The 18,716-nt window shown below is 51.0% G+C and carries 15 protein-coding genes; 8 read left to right on the forward strand and 7 right to left on the reverse strand.

Going from position 1 to position 18,716, the window contains the following annotated elements; all coding sequences use genetic code 11:
- Nucleotides 1–47: 47 nt before the first annotated feature.
- Both ilvC and AEST_RS02795 read left to right on the forward strand, forming a co-directional pair.
- Entirely contained in the window at nt 48–1,529 is a 1,482-nt protein-coding gene (gene ilvC, locus AEST_RS02790) for a ketol-acid reductoisomerase (RefSeq protein ID WP_039924976.1), read from the forward strand.
- Nucleotides 1,530–1,703: 174 nt separating this feature from the next.
- A complete protein-coding gene (locus AEST_RS02795; protein ID WP_008606895.1) occupies nt 1,704–2,132 on the forward strand; it encodes a methylglyoxal synthase in 429 nt (142 codons plus the stop codon).
- A gap of 3 nt (nt 2,133–2,135) precedes the next feature.
- Here the strand turns inward: AEST_RS02795 and AEST_RS02800 are convergent, their stop codons facing one another.
- On the reverse strand, nt 2,136–2,324 hold the full coding sequence (locus tag AEST_RS02800) for a YgaP family membrane protein (protein ID WP_008606896.1): 189 nt from the start codon (nt 2,322–2,324) through the stop codon (nt 2,136–2,138).
- 163 nt (nt 2,325–2,487) lie between these two features.
- Here AEST_RS02800 and AEST_RS02805 point away from each other — a divergent pair, with 163 nt between their 5' ends.
- From AEST_RS02805 to AEST_RS02815, 3 genes are read left to right on the forward strand one after another with little or no spacing between them, the layout of a single operon-like run.
- Entirely contained in the window at nt 2,488–3,510 is a 1,023-nt protein-coding gene (locus AEST_RS02805; RefSeq protein WP_008606898.1) for a Fe(3+) ABC transporter substrate-binding protein, read from the forward strand.
- A 33-nt stretch (nt 3,511–3,543) separates the two neighbouring features.
- Nucleotides 3,544–5,187 (forward strand): ABC transporter permease, encoded by a 1,644-nt coding sequence (locus AEST_RS02810; protein ID WP_008606899.1) that lies wholly within the window; start codon nt 3,544–3,546, stop codon nt 5,185–5,187.
- Nucleotides 5,187–6,248 (forward strand): ABC transporter ATP-binding protein, encoded by a 1,062-nt coding sequence (locus tag AEST_RS02815; protein ID WP_008606900.1) that lies wholly within the window; start codon nt 5,187–5,189, stop codon nt 6,246–6,248. The genes AEST_RS02810 and AEST_RS02815 overlap by 1 nt, the downstream gene beginning before the upstream one ends.
- A 73-nt stretch (nt 6,249–6,321) precedes the next feature.
- Here AEST_RS02815 and AEST_RS02820 read toward each other — a convergent pair whose 3' ends face one another.
- Nucleotides 6,322–7,491, reverse strand: coding sequence for an E22 family MetX-like putative esterase (locus AEST_RS02820; protein WP_008606901.1), 1,170 nt, complete (start codon nt 7,489–7,491; stop codon nt 6,322–6,324).
- Between the two features lie 12 nt (nt 7,492–7,503).
- A complete protein-coding gene (locus AEST_RS02825) occupies nt 7,504–8,805 on the reverse strand; it encodes a GntP family permease (protein WP_008606902.1) in 1,302 nt (433 codons plus the stop codon).
- Nucleotides 8,806–8,988: 183 nt separating this feature from the next.
- Here AEST_RS02825 and AEST_RS02830 point away from each other — a divergent pair, with 183 nt between their 5' ends.
- The 3 genes from AEST_RS02830 to AEST_RS02840 all read left to right on the forward strand — a co-directional run bounded on the left by AEST_RS02830 (nt 8,989) and on the right by AEST_RS02840 (nt 13,537).
- Entirely contained in the window at nt 8,989–11,232 is a 2,244-nt protein-coding gene (locus tag AEST_RS02830) for a TonB-dependent receptor (protein ID WP_008606903.1), read from the forward strand.
- Between the two features lie 66 nt (nt 11,233–11,298).
- Nucleotides 11,299–11,946: a response regulator transcription factor gene (locus tag AEST_RS02835; protein ID WP_008606904.1), complete on the forward strand. Its 648-nt coding sequence runs from the start codon at nt 11,299–11,301 to the stop codon at nt 11,944–11,946.
- 100 nt (nt 11,947–12,046) lie between these two features.
- A complete protein-coding gene (locus AEST_RS02840) occupies nt 12,047–13,537 on the forward strand; it encodes an acetyl-CoA hydrolase/transferase family protein (protein ID WP_008606905.1) in 1,491 nt (496 codons plus the stop codon).
- Nucleotides 13,538–13,610: 73 nt separating this feature from the next.
- On the opposite strand, the gene AEST_RS02845 is transcribed toward AEST_RS02840, so the two are convergent.
- The 4 genes from AEST_RS02845 to tnpC form a co-directional block, all read right to left on the reverse strand.
- Nucleotides 13,611–15,701 (reverse strand): peptidase domain-containing ABC transporter, encoded by a 2,091-nt coding sequence (locus tag AEST_RS02845; RefSeq protein ID WP_039924960.1) that lies wholly within the window; start codon nt 15,699–15,701, stop codon nt 13,611–13,613.
- 349 nt (nt 15,702–16,050) lie between these two features.
- Entirely contained in the window at nt 16,051–16,326 is a 276-nt protein-coding gene (locus AEST_RS02855) for a hypothetical protein (protein WP_039924963.1), read from the reverse strand.
- Between the two features lie 28 nt (nt 16,327–16,354).
- A complete protein-coding gene (locus tag AEST_RS02860; protein WP_008606908.1) occupies nt 16,355–17,245 on the reverse strand; it encodes a beta-barrel domain-containing protein in 891 nt (296 codons plus the stop codon).
- Between the two features lie 109 nt (nt 17,246–17,354).
- The coding region (tnpC, locus tag AEST_RS02865) for an IS66 family transposase (protein WP_039924967.1) at nt 17,355–18,716 on the reverse strand (1,362 nt) is incomplete at its 5' end.

An 18,716-nucleotide genomic window follows, 5' to 3' on the forward strand; every position in this document is an offset into this window, starting at 1 on the left:
CGCTGCTCCTGTTGGCAACAGCCACAGCACGAATGTTGGAACTGACGATGAGCAATTACTTTAATACCTTAAATTTACGCCAGCAGTTACGCCAGTTAGGCCAGTGCCGTTTTATGGACAAAGCTGAGTTCGCTAACGGCTGCAGCTTTATCAAAGATTGGAATATTGTGATCGTCGGTTGTGGCGCGCAGGGCCTTAATCAGGGCTTGAATATGCGCGACTCGGGGTTAAACATCAGCTATGCGCTGCGTGACGAGGCCATCGCTGAAAAGCGGGCTTCTTACCAGAAAGCCAGTAGCAATGGTTTTACTGTCGGCACTTATCAGCAGTTAATTCCAGGTGCCGATCTGGTATTAAACCTGACCCCGGATAAGCAGCATAGCAGCGTAGTAGATGCCATTATGCCTCTGATGAAGCAGGGCGCGACCCTGGCTTACTCGCACGGCTTTAATATTGTCGAAGAGGGTAAGCAGATCCGGCCTGATATTACAGTGATTATGGTGGCACCTAAGTGTCCGGGCACCGAAGTGCGGGAAGAATATAAGCGCGGCTTCGGCGTGCCGACCTTAATAGCAGTGCATCCGGAGAACGATCCTAAAGGTCAGGGGCTGGAAATTGCCAAAGCCTATGCTGCCGCGACTGGCGGTGATCGGGCCGGGGTATTAGAGTCCTCCTTCGTTGCCGAAGTAAAATCCGATTTAATGGGCGAACAGACCATTCTGTGTGGCATGTTGCAAACCGGCGCGATTCTGGCCTTTGACAAGATGGTTGCCGATGGTATGGAAGCCGGTTATGCCGCCAAACTGATTCAGTATGGCTGGGAAACCGTAACCGAAGCGTTAAAGCACGGCGGCATCACCAATATGATGGACCGGCTGAGCAATCCGGCCAAGATCAAAGCTTATGATCTGGCAGAAGAGTTAAAAGGCACCTTACGTCCGCTGTTTGAGAAACATATGGACGACATTATCAGTGGCGAGTTCTCCCGCACTATGATGGCAGACTGGGCTAATGATGATAAAAACCTGCTGACCTGGCGTGAGCAAACCCGTGACTCGGGCTTTGAACAGGCGCCGGTATCCAGCGAGCAGATCAGCGAACAAGAATATTTTGACCGCGGCATCCTGTTAGTGGCGATGGTAAAAGCCGGCGTCGAGCTGGCCTTTGAAACCATGGTCGATGCCGGCATTATCGAAGAGTCGGCTTACTATGAGTCGCTGCATGAAACGCCATTAATTGCCAATACCATCGCCCGTAAGCGCTTATATGAAATGAACGTGGTGATTTCGGATACGGCTGAGTACGGTAACTACCTGTTTGCTCATGCTGCAGTACCTTTGCTGCGCGATAAGGTAAATAGTTTAAGTAGTGAATATATCGGCAAGGGCTTAAGCAGCAGTCAGAATGGTGTCGATAACCTGAAGCTGATTGCCGTCAATGAAGCTATCCGCCAGCATCCGGTGGAAGTGGTAGGTAAAAAATTACGCGGCTATATGACAGCAATGAAACGCATTGTCGAGGCGAATTAAGCCAGCGCGCAAAGAATGATGTGGTTACAGGTCGTCAGGCCAGACACAGTGTGCCGCCTGACACCTGACCAATAATGATGTTATACGTGGACCTTGGTTGTTTTGCCCCGCTTGTCGGGGCTTTTTTTTGGGTGTAAGGTCAAGCACAACAGGCAGCTAAAGGAAATTGTAGAGATGAAAACCATAGCGCTGGTCGCGCATGATGGCAAAAAAGCCGCTTTACTGGATTGGATCGACCGGCACCGGCAGTTTTTTGCCGATAAAAAACTGGTAGCAACCGGTACCACCGGCAAACTGATTAGTGAGCGCTTACAACAGCAGGTGCAGTGTCTGGCCAGTGGTCCGCTGGGCGGTGACCAGCAAATCGGCGCTTTAATTGCCGAACAGCAAATCGACTGGCTGATCTTTTTCTGGGATCCGCTGTCATCTCAGCCGCACGACCCGGATGTTAAGGCCTTGATCCGGCTGGCCGTGGTCTGGAATATTCCGGTGGCTTGTAATATCGCCACCGCAGACTTTATTATCCATTCCAGTTTGTACCAGCAGGACTACCAGCGTCAGATACCGGATTTTAAAGCCCATAACGACAGGTTTAGCGAGTAAGCACTATGACAGCTTACAGGTTTTAATACCCAGCAGAGTATAAGCCGGACAGAAATTAAATAATCCTGTAAGCAACGGGATCACGCCCAGCCAACCCCACCAGCCAATCATGCTGGTGGCGGCCGCTGCAATCAACACCACACCAACAATAATGCGTACTACCTTATCAATACCGCCAACATTTGCTTGCATTTTTGACTCCAGTTTAGCTTTACCTTATGTAAGATAGCGTTAATTCACCGCTCGGGCCAGGTAAATCAGCGGAAAAGTTGCGCCAGCGCATAGTTTATTATTGAGAATTGTTCTTGTTTATGTTTAGATGTGCGCAATCGTTATTACCTAGTGCGGAGCTGTGATGAAACTAAATAAAATGCTGTTATTGGTTGCCGCTAGCCTGGCATCCTGTGCCTTACACACCAGTGCTGCTTTTGCGGCTGAAGTGAATGTTTACTCCGCCCGACAGGAGGAGTTAATCAAGCCGTTACTGGACAAATTTACTGCTGAAACCGGGATCAAGGTCAACTTAATTACCGGCAATGCTGATGAACTGATCACCCGCATCAGCAGCGAGGGTCGCAATAGTCCGGCCGATGTGCTGTTAACCACCGATGTTGGCCGTTTAGCCCGCGCTAAGCAGCAGGGCGTATTGCAGGCCGTATCTTCTGACACCTTACAACAACAGATCCCGGCTAATCTGCGTGATCCGGCTGGGGTGTGGTATGGCCTGACCGTGCGCGCCCGGCCAATCATGTATGTCGAAGGTAAGGTTGATCCGAAGCAGTTATCAACCATGGCTGATCTGGCCGATCCGAAGTGGAAAGGCAAGATTTGCGTGCGTTCATCCAACAATGTCTATAACCAGTCGCATATTGCCGCCATTATTGCGCATGACGGCGTAGCAAAGGCCGAAGCCTGGGCGCGTGGTCTGGTGGCGAACTTTGCCCAGCCACCGCGTGGTGGCGACCGTGATCAAATTAAAGCGGCGGCAGCCGGAGTCTGTGATATTGCCTTAGCGAATACTTACTATCTGGCTGGAATGTTGGCTGATCCAGCCGAGCAGGCTGCGGCGTCTAAAGTCAAAGTGTTCTGGCCGGATCAGCAGGGTAATGGCGCTCATATCAATATTTCCGGTGCCGGTGTGGCGACTTTTTCACCAAATAAACAGAATGCGGTGAAATTGCTGGAGTATATGGTACAGCCGGCAGCACAACACTGGTATGCTGAAGCGAACCATGAATATCCAATTCGCGCTGATGTGAAAATCAGCACGCTTCTTGAAGGTTTTGGCACCTTTAAAGCAGACAATTTAGAGCTGGAGCAGTTAGGTGAACTTAATGCCGAGGCAATCCGCGTTATGGATCGTGCTGGCTGGCGCTAACATTATACCGCCAGAGCAAGGGGGACTAACCCCTTGCTAAAATCACTGTTGTTTGATCGTTGGCGCTGGGCAGTATTACTGCCCGCGTTATTATTAGCCCTGCCTGTTATTATTATCTTTGCCAGCTGGTTGGAGCCGCAAACCGAGATCTGGCGGCATCTGCGTCAAACTGTGCTGGCCGACTATGTGGTGAACTCTTTGCTGCTGGCTGGCGGCACCGGTCTGGGGGCGCTGTTAATCGGTACCGGCAGCGCCTGGCTGATCAGTCAGTATCAATTTTTTGGCCGCCGCTATCTGCAATGGCTGTTGCTGCTGCCACTGGCGATGCCGGCCTATATTATCGCTTACACCTATACTGGCATGCTGGATTTTGCCGGGCCGGTACAAAGTCAGCTCCGTTCCTGGTTTGGCTGGTCTTTTGGCGATTATTGGTTTCCGGAGATCCGCTCACTCGGTGGCGCTATTCTGATGCTGGCGCTGGTACTTTATCCCTATGTTTATATGCTGGCGCGCAACGCCTTTGCTGAACAATCGGCGTCTTTGCTGGAAGCCAGCCGCACGCTTGGCCTGACTCCGCGGCAGCATTTCTGGAAGGTGGCTTTACCGCTGGCCCGGCCGGCCATTTTAACCGGCATGGCACTGGCGATGATGGAAGCCTTTGCCGACTATGGCACAGTGCAGTATTTTGGCGTACCAACCTTTACCACCGGTATTTTCCGCACCTGGTTTGGTATGGGCAGCGCCCAGGCGGCCGCCCAGCTGGCGGCATTATTGACCAGCTTTGTGCTGTTTTTGCTGTTACTGGAAAAATGGTCACGCCGCAAAGTCCGCTATTATCATCAGGGCCAAAAGCACAGTGCGCCGGCGCTTAGGCGGGTTGGGCCCTTGCGGCAGCTGACGTTGTTGGCGCTATGTTTATCACCGGTGGTACTGGGTTTTATCTTACCGGCCTGGCGCTTACTCAGCTGGGCACTGACCAACTGGCAGCGGACCCTGAATGCCAATTTCTGGCAGCTGGTGTGGAATAGCTTTTCCCTGGCGGCGATGGCCGCGTTGTTATCGGTGCTACTGGCGTTGTTGTTCGCCTACGCCAAACGATTAAGACGCGATCCGCTGGTGCGCTTACCGGTGCAACTGGCGGCGCTGGGCTATGCGGTCCCGGGTACTGTTATCGCTATTGGCGTGATGATCCCATTGGCCTGGTTTGACCGTCATGTCGATCTGCTGGCCGAGCAATGGTTTGGCATCCGTACCGGCTTGTTGTTATCCGGCACCCTTGCGGCACTGTTGCTGGCCTACAGTGTGCGCTTTCTGGCGGTATCCTTACATGGTATTGAGGCCGGTTTGGCCCGGATCAAACCCAATATGGATAACGCCGCCCGCTCTATGGGCTATAGTCCGCTGCAGGTATTGCGTAAGGTGCATGTGCCATTATTAAAGGGCAGTGTTTTTACCGCGCTGCTGCTGGTATTTGTTGATGTGTTAAAAGAATTACCGGCCACGCTGATCTTAAGGCCCTTTAACTTTAATACTCTGGCGGTCAGGGCGCATGAACTGGCTTCTGATGAACGCCTGGCCGACGCGGCCTTACCCGCACTTGCGATAGTGCTGGTTGGCTTGTTACCGGTGATCTTACTGGCGCGCTCTACTGAGCGGCGTATGCAAGGAACAGAATAATGTTGGCATTAGAGCAGCTGGCTATCGCTTATGGCCGGCATACCGTAGTAAAAGACATTTCGTTTTCGCTGGCAGAGGGGCAGATCGGCTGTTTAGTCGGCCCTTCAGGCTGCGGCAAAACCACTATTTTGCGCGCAATTGCCGGCTTTGAAGCGCCGCAGAGCGGACAAATTCGTCTACAAGGGCAAACGGTGAGTAGTGCAAACCAGCAGCTGGCGCCCGAGCAACGGAAAATTGGCATGGTGTTTCAGGATTTTGCGCTGTTTCCGCATCTGACCGTGGCCGACAATATCAGTTTTGGCTTACAGCAGCTCAGTAAGGCCGACAAGGCCGCTAAAGTAAAGCAACTGCTGCAGCTGGTTGGTTTGCCGGATCTGGGGGAGCGTTATATCCATCAGTTATCCGGTGGCCAGCAACAACGGGTGGCGCTGGCGCGGGCGCTGGCTCCGGAGCCGAAAGTTCTGCTGTTGGATGAGCCTTTCTCCAGTCTGGATGCTGAGTTTCGTGAAGTGCTGGCGCGCGATATCCGTAAAATTTTAAAACAGCTACAGATTACTGCGGTACTGGTAACCCATGATCAGTTTGAAGCCTTTGCCATGGCCGATATGATTGGCGTGATGCAACATGGTCAGCTGCAGCAATGGGCAACGCCGTACGAATTGTACCACCGTCCGGCCAGCCGCTTTGTCGCCGACTTTGTTGGCCGCGGAGTAATGTTACCGGGCACTATGTTGGATCAGCAACGGGTGGAAACCTGCCTTGGCATCTTCCGTCAGCGCTATTTGCCGGATGTGCAGGCGGGCGACCAGGTTGATGTCCTGATCCGGCCGGACGATATTGTGCACGATGATGAAAGTGCGATTCAGGCCACTGTTGCCGATAAGGCCTTTCGTGGCTCACATATCCTGTATACGCTGGCGCTTACTGGTGGCGAATTGGTCTATTGTCTGGCGCTGAGCCATCATAACCATGCTATTGGTGAGCAGATTGGCATCCGTCTGGATCTGGATCACCTGGTGCTGTTTCCGCGCACTTTAAGCGTGGTTAGTGGTTTAAACTGAAAAAAAGGTGCGCTAAGCCAAGCCGCACCGCCAGGAAGAAAAATTATCTCAGCATCAAAGTTGCAGCTGAGGGTTAGTTCAGAAAAGCTGCGATCTTGGCACTCACCGCCTGAATATTAAAGACGCCGTCCAGATGCCCATAGTCACCGGGGATCTCAGCATATTGCACCTGTGCCGCCGGTGGCATCGCAGCGGCACTGTGCTGCGACATCGTCGGTAGCAGCAACTGGTCGCCGCTGGCTGGCAGGAACAGCGTTTTCGCTTTAACCTGTTGCAGCGCTTGTTGCCAGTTATCACCCATACCAGCACGATACAATTGCGAGGCGCGTACCAGATACAGAATATGGTTGGCATCCTGCAGTTTGCTGCGCTCCGCCGCCTGCGTCATCAGCTGCTGCCAGGCTGAAAAGGGAGCACGGATATCCTGATGTGGCGCTGCATCACTGGCTGGTGCTGGATAGCGCTGATTAAAAGCTGTGGGATAGAGCGCATCCTGAGTAATATAGGCGACCGCCGTGGTTAAACCCTGCCGTGGTTGGCCATGCTCATAGTAGTTCCCGTTACGCCAGGCCGGATCCTGCTTAATAGGATAGGCCCAGCGCTCTAAGCGCACTGCGGCCCAGGCATCCAGATAGGCACTGCCAATCACCGGGATCAGCCGTTCAACCCGCTCCGGATAACGAACCGCCCATTCAATCGCCTGAAAGGAGCCCATCGAGGCGCCAATAACGGCGTGTAATTTCTGGATCCCCAGGCTGTCTAGCAGCTGGCGCTGTACTTCGACAAAATCGGCAATAGTCACCACCGGGAAACTCAGCCCCCAGGGTTTGCCCGTGGCGGGGTTAATGGTTGCCGGGCCAGTGGTAATCACATTGGGATCAAACACATTAGCGTTAACGAGGGTATCGACGCTGATTACATAAAACTTATTAGTATCAATAGCTTTACCCGGGCCAATAATGGCATCCCAATAACCGGCTACCGCGTCTTCCGGCTGATATTTGCCGGCAGCATGTGAGGTACCCGAGAAAAAGTGGGTAATCAGGATGGCGTTCGATTTGTCAGCATTCAGCGTGCCGTAAGCCTCCCAGCCAACCCGTACCGGGCTGATCGTTTTGCCTGACTGGGTGGTAAAGTCGGCGATTTCAAAGGCTTGCTTTTGAACCAGCAGTATTTCGCCATAGCTTAACAGCGGACTTAATAGCAGGAACAGCGCGGCCAGAACGCGGCACAGTGCAGTCATCAATTTACTCCATTAAAACCATTGAAATAACAGAATCGCCAGCGCAACGCCGAATAGGGGCATCAGCACGCTGACTACCGCCACCGGCCAGTAGGCGTTTTGGTGACTCTCGCCACAGATAGCACGGATAGTGGTCACGACATAACCGTTATGCGGCAGGGAATCCAGCGCACCAGATGAAATCGCCACCACCCGGTGTAATTGCTCGGCATCGACACCGCGATCCAGGTAGGTCGGGGCAATTTCCGGCAGTGCGATAACCTGACCGCCCGAGGCAGAGCCCGTCAGGCCGGCAATGGCGCTAACCGCAACGGCGGCACCAATTAACTCCGGGCCGGGCAGACGCGTCATATAATCTACCACCTGACTAAAGGCCGGAGTCAGTTTAGCTACGCCACCAAAGCCGACCACGGCGGCGGTATTACCGATGGCCATTAGCGCACCCAGTACCCCTTCGTTGGTGGCGGCCGCCGGGTTATGCAAAAAGCGGAAGTTCAGCAAATACAGGCTAACGACGCCGCCCGCCAGTGCAATAATCAGCGCGGCTTGTTGTAAACTGTCATGCAGCAGAAAAGACGTAACCAAAACCACTAACAGTGGGATCAAGCCAGTCAGCCAGTGCGGCAGCGGTTTATCACTTAATTCCGGATCGGTCGGACGGGCGATAAAATGTTCGCCCCTGGCAACGGCGCTTTTAATCATCCACATTAAGGCGTAGTAGCCACCGACTGCCATAAAAGCCGCTACCACTAAACTGACTTCCCAGCCGGCGTAGGGTGTAGTGCCTAAATAGGGAATAGGGATCCAGTTTTGTATCTCCGGTGATCCGGCCGAGGTCATGGTAAAGGTAACTGAGCCAAGCGCCAGTGCCGCCGGAATAAAGCGTCGTGGCAGATTGGCGCCTTTAAATAAGCTGACTGCCATCGGGTAGGCCGAAAATGCCACCACAAATAAGCTGACGCCACCATAGGTCAACACTGCACAGGCCAACACAATGGCCAGTACTGCCCGGGTGTGCCCCAATCGTTTGACAATCGCCAGTGCCACCGCATCGGCAGCGCCAGTATGTTCCATCAGTTTGCCGAACAAGGAACCAAGCAGAAACATTAAGAACCAGGCCGCAACAAAGCCAGAAAAGCCTGCCATATAGCCATGCACGAAATCTACCTTGTCGGCGACTTGCCAGAACGGGATACCATTGGTTAGCGCCACCAACAAGGCACAGAGCGGGGCGGTGATAAATAAATTGAAACCGCGCATGGTCAGCACGATCAGCAAACCCAGGCCCAGTAGTAAACCGAATAAACTTAACATCGGATAATCCTTGTTCTTGTTTTTTTCTAGTCTGATACAGTCTGGCGGGGACAGCCATAGTACTAAGGTACAGGTTAATAATTCAGCAATCGCGGCTACTCTATGAACATAACAAAACCGGAACTGATGTTTCGGCAACTAAAAACCAGACAGCAACACATCGACCCAACAGGAGGGCCTGGTATGGCCAACAACAATAAGACGAAAAATCGCGCCGCTTATGCAAGCAATCTTAAACCCAGTATGCTGGCTCTGGCTGTCAGTAGCTGTTTAGCCTTCCCGGTACTGGCTCAGGACACGGCCAACACCGATGACGAAGCGGTGAAACTGGAGCGGATTGAAGTCACTGCCCGCCGTACCGTGGAAAACCTGCAAACCGTGCCGGTCGCAGTGACCTCTCTGGGGGAAGAGCAACTGGCACAACGCGGTATAGATAATATTACGTCGGTGCAGCAATACTCACCAAACACCACCTTACAAGTGTCGCGCGGTACTAACAGCACCCTGACCGCTTATATCCGTGGTATTGGTCAGCAGGACCCACTGTGGGGCTTTGAACCTGGCGTCGGTATCTATATTGATGACGTGTATCTGGCGCGGCCACAAGGTGCGGCGCTGGATGTGTATGACGTAGAGCGGGTTGAAGTATTACGTGGCCCGCAGGGTACACTGTATGGCCGTAATACCATTGGTGGTGCGGTGAAATATGTGACTAAGACCTTAACCGGCGATAATCAGTTAGCGCTGCGGGGAACCCTGGGTAGTTATAACCAGCGTGACGTTAAGATTTCAGGTCAAACTGGTTTGAGTGATACGGTATTTGTCAGCGGTGCTTTCGCCAGCTTTAACCGCGATGGTTTTGGTAAATTTTTAAACACCGGCGATGAAAACTACAACAAAGATTTAATGTCCGGCCGGCTCAGCCTGCAATGGAATGTCGCCGACAATTTCCGCGTGAATCTGGCTGCAGATAAAACGGTTGACGATTCAAATCCACGCGGTGGTTTCCGCTTATTCCCCAGCGCTTTGGCGCCAACGGATACCCGCCCAACCAAGGTGTATGATGCGAACATCAGTATGCCGGTAGAAAACAAAGTTGAAACGGAAGGTCAATCATTAACCTTAACCTGGGATGTGAATGACAACTGGACTATCAAGTCGATCACTGCCAAGCGCGAAGGCGTAACGGATACCAATATCGATTTTGACTCAACCTCTTTCCCTACGCTGGATATCCCGGCTTTCTATGAAGATGAGCAAACCTCGCAAGAGTTACAATTCCTGTATACCGGTGAGCGGTTGAAAGTTGCCAGCGGCCTGTACTATTACAGCGGTGAAGCTTGTGGTGCTTTTGGTCAGGTAGTGTATGGCTTATCGACGACTGTAAATGGTGGCTGTGTCGATACTGACAGTACCGCCTTCTATTCACAGGGTTCATATCAGCTCGATGAGAAATGGTCTGTGACCTTAGGTGGTCGCTACACCAAAGATGATAAAGATGCATCGGTATACCGTTATGTCTACAGCGGTTATAAGTTCCCACGCCAAACGGGTGGTACGCCAATTGGTGTACAAACAGACTTTACTGACAGTGCCAGCTTTAGTCATTTCTCACCACGCGCCGGTGTTGAATATCAGCACAGCCGTGATCTTATGTTATACGGTAGCTACACCAACGGCTTTAAGTCTGGTGGTTTTGATATGCGGGCAAATTTAGCTGCGAACCCTGACGCAGATAAGCCATACCAGGAGGAAACCGTTGATACCTTTGAGCTGGGTATGAAGAGTGAGTGGCTGGATCAACGTTTACGTTTAAATGCCGCATTGTTTATGTCTAAATACGAAGATATGCATGTTACAGTGCAACGACAAGTTGAGCTGAATGGTTCAGTGACTGTTGGTTCTCAAGTATTAAATGCCGCAAACGCCGATATTAACGGTGCGGAAATTGAAGCCACCTTTGCCGCGACCCGCGACTTTAATCTTAGCCTAATTATTGGTTATGTCGATGCCAAATTTAATGAGGTAGAATGGTTTAACAATGAGACACAGCAGATAATTGATGTTTCTGACTCGTGGTCATTTGCCAATACACCAGAGCTGGCTGCAACCCTGGCAGGTACTTATAGTGTGGCGACCAGTTTTGGTGAGATGGTATTTACCGGCAATATGGCGCATCGTGGTGCGACGCAGATTTTTGAAACCCCGTCACTACTGGACTACGGTGGCTACACCTTGTTTAATGCCGGTGTAACCTGGTATTCCAACGATGGCCATTGGGATGTGTCGCTGCAAGCGAAGAATATCGGCGATAAACAGGCCCGAATCGCAGGTTACAACTTTGCTGGTGCGTTATTGGATAACTCCGTACTGGGTTTCTATATTGACCCACGGACCTTTAGTCTGAGCGTTGGTTACCGTTTTTAACAAAAAAAACCTTGCCGGGGCGTAAGCCCCGGTTCATTATTGGGTAAAACTCCCAACACGAATTTTATGATTGCCATTATCGCTGATGATCACCCGCTGTTCCGCGTTGCCCTATCACAGGCTTGTGCTGCGATTCTGGGTAGCGATGCCTTATTATTACAAGCGCAAACCATGCAACAAGTTTGGCCGCTGTTACGCCAACACCCTGATACTCATCTGATTTTCCTTGATTTAAAAATGCCTGGCTCTGAAGGTTTTACCGGTTTGACGGCACTGCGCACCGAATATCCGGATGTGCCGGTGGTTATGGTCTCAGCGGAAGAAGATCCGGTGATTATTAAACAGGCCCTAACTCTGGGTGCTGGCGCTTATATTCCAAAATCGGCACCCTTGGATGTGTTATCAGAGGCGATTAATGCGGTATTAAATGGCGATAGCTGGATCCCTGCCGAGTTATCTGATGATGTCAAAAATGCCCGGCCGCTGATCGATAACGACTTTGCGCAGCGCTTGGAGCAACTCACCCCACAACAATTCCGCGTGCTAAAGATGATCGCTGATGGTTTGTTAAACAAACAAATTGCTTATGAGATGCAGGTGCAGGAAACCACGATCAAGCAGCATGTGTCGGCAATTTTACGCAAGTTAAACGTCAATAACCGCACTCTAGCCGGTATCCTGTTCGATAAATTGCGCCTGCCAGAGCAGGGGTAGCCTTCTACTGTTAGACTTAAGTCTAATTTTCTGTTTTTGTGCTGGGCAGTCGCCTGGGCGGTGCCTAAAATGGCAACTTTTTCAGCCCGGAGCCCAGAACATGCAGTTAGAGCGGATCAGACTTAGCACCCTTCACGATAAAATTATGTCAGCCGAACAGGCGGCGGAATTAATTAGCGACGGTATGACCGTTGGTATGAGCGGGTTTACCCGTGCCGGTGAAGCTAAAGCGGTACCGGCGGCATTAGCAGCGAGAGCATTGCGCTCGCCATTAAAGATCTCGCTGATGACCGGGGCCTCGCTGGGCAACGATTTAGATAAAAAGCTGACAGAAGCAGGCGTACTGGCACGACGGATGCCATTTCAGGTCGATAATACCCTGCGCAAAGCCATTAACAATGGTCAGGTGATGTTTATTGACCAGCATTTATCCGAAACGGTGGAGCAACTGCGTAATCATCAATTACGTCTGCCGGATCTGGCGGTTATTGAAGCCGTTGCGATCACTGAGCAGGGCCATATTGTGCCGACGACCTCGGTCGGTAACTCAGCCAGTTTCGCGATCTTTGCCAAACAGATTATTGTTGAAATCAATACCTCGCATAATGCCAATCTGGAAGGGCTGCACGATATTTATATTCCAAGCTATCGGCCAAGCCGCACGCCACTGCCATTAGTTAAAGTGAATGACCGGATTGGCAGCATTGCTATCCCCATCGATCCGGCAAAAATTGTCGGGATTGTCTTTACGCAACAGACTGACTCTCCGTCAACAGTGACGCCGCCAGATGCAGAAACGGCGGCAATCGCCTCACATTTGGTCGCTTTTTTTGAGCAGGAAGTTGCAGCCGGGCGATTGGCTCCGAATCTGGGGCCGTTGCAGGCTGGGATTGGTAATATTGCCAATGCAGTAATGTGCGGCTTATTAAATTCGTCGTTTGAAAACCTGCAGATGTACTCAGAAGTGTTACAGGATTCCACCTTCGATTTACTGGATGCCGGTAAGCTGCAATTTGCCTCTGGCAGTTCTATTACGCTGTCTGAGCGGCGTAATAAAGATGTGTTTTCGAACTTAGAGCGCTACAAAGATAAGTTAGTGTTAAGGCCGCAGGAAATTTCCAACCACCCGGAGTTAGTGCGTCGCTTGGGGATTATTGCGATTAACACCGCGCTGGAGTTTGATATCTATGGCAATGTGAACTCGACTCACGTTTGTGGCACCAAAATGATGAACGGCATTGGTGGTTCCGGCGACTTTGCCCGCAATGCGCATTTGGCTATCTTCGTTACCAAAGCCACCGCTAAAAATGGTGCCATTTCGTCAGTTGTGCCTTTTGTTAGTCATGTTGATCATACCGAGCATGATGTGGATATTTTGGTGACAGAGCATGGCCTGGCAGATTTACGTGGTTTAGCGCCACGGGAGCGGGCCAGAGTCGTTATCGAACATTGTGCCGATCCTATGTATAAAGCGGCGCTGCAAGATTATTTTGACCGCGCCTGTGCCAAAGGCGGCCATACACCGCATTTGTTAGCAGAAGCATTATCCTGGCATCAGAAATTAGACGAGCAGGGCACCATGCTGGCGTGATAAGCGCGCCGACTTTTAAGCGCTGGTCTGAATAAGGCCAGCGCTAACGGCAGCTTTACGTACGTCAATCCGGTTAGAGGTTGGTATGCGGATGCTGCCGCCATTGCTCAGTAATATCTACCAGCTGGCCTTGATCTAACAGCAAAATCCGCTCGGCGGCCGCTATCGTTTGCGGACGATGCGCAATAATAATCCGCGTCATTTTCAGCTGCTGCACTGCCTGATTCACATACTGCTCTAGTTGCAGATCCAAATGGTTGGTCGCTTCGTCCAAAAACAGAATTTTCGGTTGCCGATATAACGCCCGCGCCAGCAAAATACGCTGCTTCTGGCCGCCAGAGAGCGAACTGCCCATATCGCCCACCAAACTGTTATAACCCATCGGCATCGCCAGTATATCCTGATGGATCCCCGCCAGCTGCGCGGCAGCGTAAACCTGTTCCAGCTGACATTCAGGGTCAAAAAAGCTGATATTCTCGGCTAAAGTGCCCGACATCAATTGGTCATCCTGCATTACGGCGGCGATTTGGCTGCGGTAATGGCGCAGGCCAAGGTGGCGGATATCGATACCATCAACTTCGACCTTGCCGCTTTCTGGTGGTAATAACCCCAACATAATTTTTAATAAGCTGGTTTTGCCGCAGCCGGAGGGACCAATAATGGCGATATTTTCACCGGCTTTAACGCTGAGGGTTAAATCGTTAAATAGCAGCGGATCATTGCTGGCATAACGAAAACGAATTGCTGTTAAACTTAACTGACCGCTTAGCGCGCGGCTATCACTAGCACTGCCTTCATCTTCTTTCTCGGTAAGCGCAATATCGGCTAAGCGGTCTAAATGCAGTCGGGTCATTTTAATTGCTACCACTTTATCAATTAACGCGGCGGTGCGGTTGGTAAACTGGTTTTTATACGCCATAAAGGCAAATAACATCCCGACTGACATGTCGCCAGTCATAACCGTCAAGGCGGCCAAATACACCACCAGAATGTTCTCAAGACCAAACAGTAGCTGATTCATAGTGCCGTAAGAGATTTGCCATTTACCGAGCCGATAATTCTGATTAACCGCATCAGCAAAACGGTTTTGCCAGATATTTAAGCGTTGGGTTTGCAGGCCAAATAGCTTAATACTCTGCATGCCGCGCACCGTTTCCATAAAGTTACTTTGCTCTTTCGCGGCGGCGACGATACTGGCTTCGGTAAGTTGGTGAAGTGGGCGGTATAATGCCCAGCGCAATAAGCCATATAGTAATACTGCAATACCCACCACCAGGCTTAGCTTTGGGCTATAAAGATACATCATAATCAGTACGGTAATGGCCATAATACCATCAATCACACCTTCAACCAGGCTATTAGTCAGTAGCTCGCGGACGGCATTAAGTGAACCAAAGCGCGATACCACATCGCCCATATGGCGTTTTTCAAAAAAGCTAAGCGGTAGGTTTACTAGATGGCGCATTAAATTAGCGGCCATTTGCACGCTCATTACCGAGCCTAAATGCAGCACTACCCAACCACGCAGGGTTTGCGTCAGCACCTGTAGCAGCATCAGTAAGCCAAAGCCCAGTGCAAGCACCACCAGCAAGGGTTTATCCTGGCTAATCAATACTTCGTCGACAACGAGTTGCGTATAGTAAGGTGCCGCTAAGACAAAGACTTGCAGTAATAGCGATAATATAAACAGCTTGGTAAGAGAGGGTACCAAGCCTTGCTCCTTGCTCCAGAAAGCGGTTAAGCCTAAACGCACCCGCTCATCGATTTTTTTAAATTCCGTACTGGGCGTGAGCTCCAGCGCCACACCGGTAAAGGCTTTATCCACATCGGCTAAGCTAACCCGGCGTTCACCCATGGCAGGGTCAAGAATGGTAATACCCTTGCGATGCACTTTTTTTAGCACCACAAAGTGGTTCATCTCCCAATGTAAAATACAGGGAGTACGCAGATTTTTTAAATCGTCTAAATCCAACTTCAACGCGCGCGGTGTTAAGCCCAACTGATTTGCCAGCTGCATTAGCTGTTGCAGATTAGCGCCTTTTAACGACACGCTATAGCGGTTGCGTAGGGTGGTTAAATCCAGCTGATGGCCATGGTGATTAGCAACCATAGCCATACAGGCAAGGCCGCATTCAGCGGCTTCGGATTGGTAGCAAAGCCTCATTTTAGATTATGACTTTGTCTAAACTGCTTATCTCGTGAGAAAAAGATTGCTAAGCCATAGATAAAGCCAAGAACAAACCATATGAAACCGTGTCGTATTAGGAATAACGTAAAACTTTTTTCGCCAATATTTAAGAAGAAATAGTTAAAAGAGGTCATCACTATAAACATAAAAACTCCCCAGCGAAGAACTCCGTATTGAAAAGAGAATTTTATTAAACCGAGTTTTCGTAGTTCGCTCCATTCAGAATCAAGAAAATTATATTTGAACATTTAGAGCTCCTTTTTTACTGGGTCCTCTTTCTAATAATACAAAGCCTCTAACACAGTAGAGGCTTTTAGACTAATACTTAATTATTCCCGGCTACACCAGCGACAGCTTGAATACCAACTGCCCTAAAGGCCCAGGCCGCCTTTACAAAACCAGTGGTTACTGTTGCCAATCCACCTGCTAATCCAGCTAGTCCACCAGCGACTCCAGCCATTGCTATTCCGCTTGCTGAAGCACCATTTTGATACGCTGAGAGCATGTTGCCTGCAGCGCCTGTTGCAAATCCGATTGTAAGTGGATTGACTACTGCACCACCGCTGACTTCTTCAACTTGCTCAAAAGTTAATTCTTGCATACTATTTCTCCTTGAGTGGGTTAAGTTATTACAGCCTGCCTCTCAGGCTGCTAATCGGCTCAAGTAACCAGCTGAGTAAGCTGCGTTGCTCCAGCACGATATCTGCGCTTAGCAGCATGCCCGATTGCAGCGGGACGCTGCTGCCGTAAGCGCGGATCTCCTGACTCTCCAGTGCCACTGCGACCCGGTACACCGGTTCCTGGATGGGCACTGGCATGTCTAATTCATTAGGTAATAGAATGGCCTGACCGGTCTGGGTTACTTCACCTTCATAAATACCAAAGCGTTGGTAGGGAAAAGCCTCAAAGCGTAACCGGGTGCGTTGACCGGGTTCTACAAAACCAAAAGCCCGGGTTGGTACCAATAAGACGGCTTCCAAAGCTGTACCTGAGGGCAGGATAGTGAGTAACGGCTGCTGCGCGGCAATAGTCTTGCCGGGTTCAGCGATTAGGTTTGTCACCCGGCCGGCAACGGGTGCGCTCAGCAGTAGCTGCTGACGCCCTTGAAGTTCCAGTTGTTGTTGCTCAAGGCGACTATGCTCGCTCTCAAGCAGGCTGAGTTGTTGCTGATGTTCGGTCGGTAAACGTTGCAACTGGCCGTCCAACTGCGCCTGATTTGCCAGCAGCTGCTGCCGGCTGCCATTGAGCTCAGCTAATTGTTGCTGGATTTGCAGGGTGGTTTCTTGTTGTAGTTGTAAGTCCAGCTTGCTGATGGCACCGCTGTCCGCCAGCGCGGTAAGACGCTCCAGTCTTTGTTGCTGCAATTGCCAGCGTTGTTGTAACAATTGCAGCTGTTGCCACTGCTCGGCTAATAACCGTTGTTGCAGGAACTGACGTTGCTGCAATTCCTGTTGTTGTTGCGTAAATTGCTGTGCAAGTTGTTGCCGCCGCTGCTGTAATAGCTGTTGTTGCGATTGCAAACTCGCTTGCAGACTCTGGACCAGGCTCTCACCTTCGTAAGCGTCCGGCGATCACAGGTAGGTGTTCTAATTTAAGTGTCCACTTAATTTTTAGTGGACACTTAGTGTCTTAGATCGCATCACCTGGCTGGACAGATAAGTCGATGTTCCAGGGTAACAGTTCATCAATGCGGTTGATCGGATGATTACCGATACGTTTTAACACGGCAGTTAAATACGCATTGGGATTGATGCCATTGAGCTTGGCGGTGCCAAGTATCGAATACAGCACGGCGGCCCGTTCCCCTCCGCCAACAGAGCCGGCAAACAGGTAGTTTTTCCGACCCAGGGCGATGGGCCGTAATGACCGCTCCGCACTGTTGTTATCTATCTCAGCATAACCATTATCCACGTACGCCACCAACGCGTCCCATTGCTTTAGTGCATATTGGATAGCTTTAGACAACGCAGAGCCTTTTGATAAGGTGCGCAGGGTTGTCTGTAACCAGTTGTTAAACTGTACCAGGATAGGTTTTGCCTGCAGACTTCGCAGGCGCTGTCGTTCATCCGGTGGTTGGCCTCGCGCCTGTTTCTCAATCACATACAGTGATTGGATTATGGTCAGGGCTTCTTCTGCCAAGGGGGACGGGCCGGATTGGGTAATGTCATAGAACTTACGCCGCACATGGGCCCAACAACCATGCTGGGTGATGTGGTTTTGGTATAAGGCATTGTAACCGGCATAGGCATCAGCCTGCAGCGAACCTTTATACCCGGTTAAATGGGCAGTGGGGTGCAGACTTTTTCTATCTTCACTGTATTGCAGCCACACGGCAGGCGGTGTGGTATCGCCCCAGGAACGACCATCACGCACATACGTCCAATAGCGACCGGTTTGCGTGCGGCCTTTTCCTGGTGATAAGGTTGGCGCGGTCGTGTCATCCGCATAGATATGTTGACCGGCTTTGACATGGCGTCCAATCGCCTCAGCTAGGGGCGTTAATAATGCACCGGATTGACCAACCCAGTCTGCCAGCGTCGAGCGCTCGATATCAATGCCTTCCCGCTCCATCCGCTCAGCCTGACGGTACAGTGGTTGATGGTCGAGGTATTTATCGACAATCACTTGTGTCAGCAATGCTGCGCTGGCCAGGCCTTTTTTAATCACCCGCTCCGGAGCCTGACCTTGTACCAGCGTGTCGCAGTGCTGGCAGCTGAACTTAGGGCGTACAATGCGGATAACCCGATAAGATGCGGGTACGACATCCAACATTTCAGAGACATCCTCACCGATATGGGTTAATTCGCCCTGACATGCCGGACACTGGCAAGGTGCATCAACACGCTTTTCTTCACGTGGTAACTGTGCCGGTAAGGTCACACGACGACGCGCAGTGGCTTTCTCTTCGACAGCGCCATCGGTAAGTTTCGGTAAGGCGGCCGTCTGCATCTCCAGCTCTTCTAACTGCAATTCCAGTTGATGGATTTGCTT

The sequence above is a fragment of the Alishewanella aestuarii B11 genome (genome assembly GCF_000280055.1).
GTDB classification, from domain to species: Bacteria; Pseudomonadota; Gammaproteobacteria; order Enterobacterales; family Alteromonadaceae; genus Alishewanella; species Alishewanella aestuarii.

Bases quoted from the DNA above. Each gene is read 5' to 3' on its own strand.
- AEST_RS02800 (WP_008606896.1), bottom strand. From the start codon at position 2,324: ATGCAAGCAAATGTTGGCGGTATTGATAAGGTAGTACGCATTATTGTT.
- AEST_RS02795 (WP_008606895.1), top strand. From the start codon at position 1,704: ATGAAAACCATAGCGCTGGTCGCGCATGATGGCAAAAAAGCCGCTTTA.
- AEST_RS02830 (WP_008606903.1), top strand. From the start codon at position 8,989: ATGGCCAACAACAATAAGACGAAAAATCGCGCCGCTTATGCAAGCAAT.
- AEST_RS02840 (WP_008606905.1), top strand. From the start codon at position 12,047: ATGCAGTTAGAGCGGATCAGACTTAGCACCCTTCACGATAAAATTATG.
- AEST_RS02825 (WP_008606902.1), bottom strand. From the start codon at position 8,805: ATGTTAAGTTTATTCGGTTTACTACTGGGCCTGGGTTTGCTGATCGTG.
- AEST_RS02805 (WP_008606898.1), top strand. From the start codon at position 2,488: ATGAAACTAAATAAAATGCTGTTATTGGTTGCCGCTAGCCTGGCATCC.
- AEST_RS02835 (WP_008606904.1), top strand. From the start codon at position 11,299: ATGATTGCCATTATCGCTGATGATCACCCGCTGTTCCGCGTTGCCCTA.
- AEST_RS02815 (WP_008606900.1), top strand. From the start codon at position 5,187: ATGTTGGCATTAGAGCAGCTGGCTATCGCTTATGGCCGGCATACCGTA.
- AEST_RS02820 (WP_008606901.1), bottom strand. From the start codon at position 7,491: ATGACTGCACTGTGCCGCGTTCTGGCCGCGCTGTTCCTGCTATTAAGT.
- ilvC (WP_039924976.1), top strand. From the start codon at position 48: ATGAGCAATTACTTTAATACCTTAAATTTACGCCAGCAGTTACGCCAG.
- AEST_RS02845 (WP_039924960.1), bottom strand. From the start codon at position 15,701: ATGAGGCTTTGCTACCAATCCGAAGCCGCTGAATGCGGCCTTGCCTGT.
- AEST_RS02855 (WP_039924963.1), bottom strand. From the start codon at position 16,326: ATGCAAGAATTAACTTTTGAGCAAGTTGAAGAAGTCAGCGGTGGTGCA.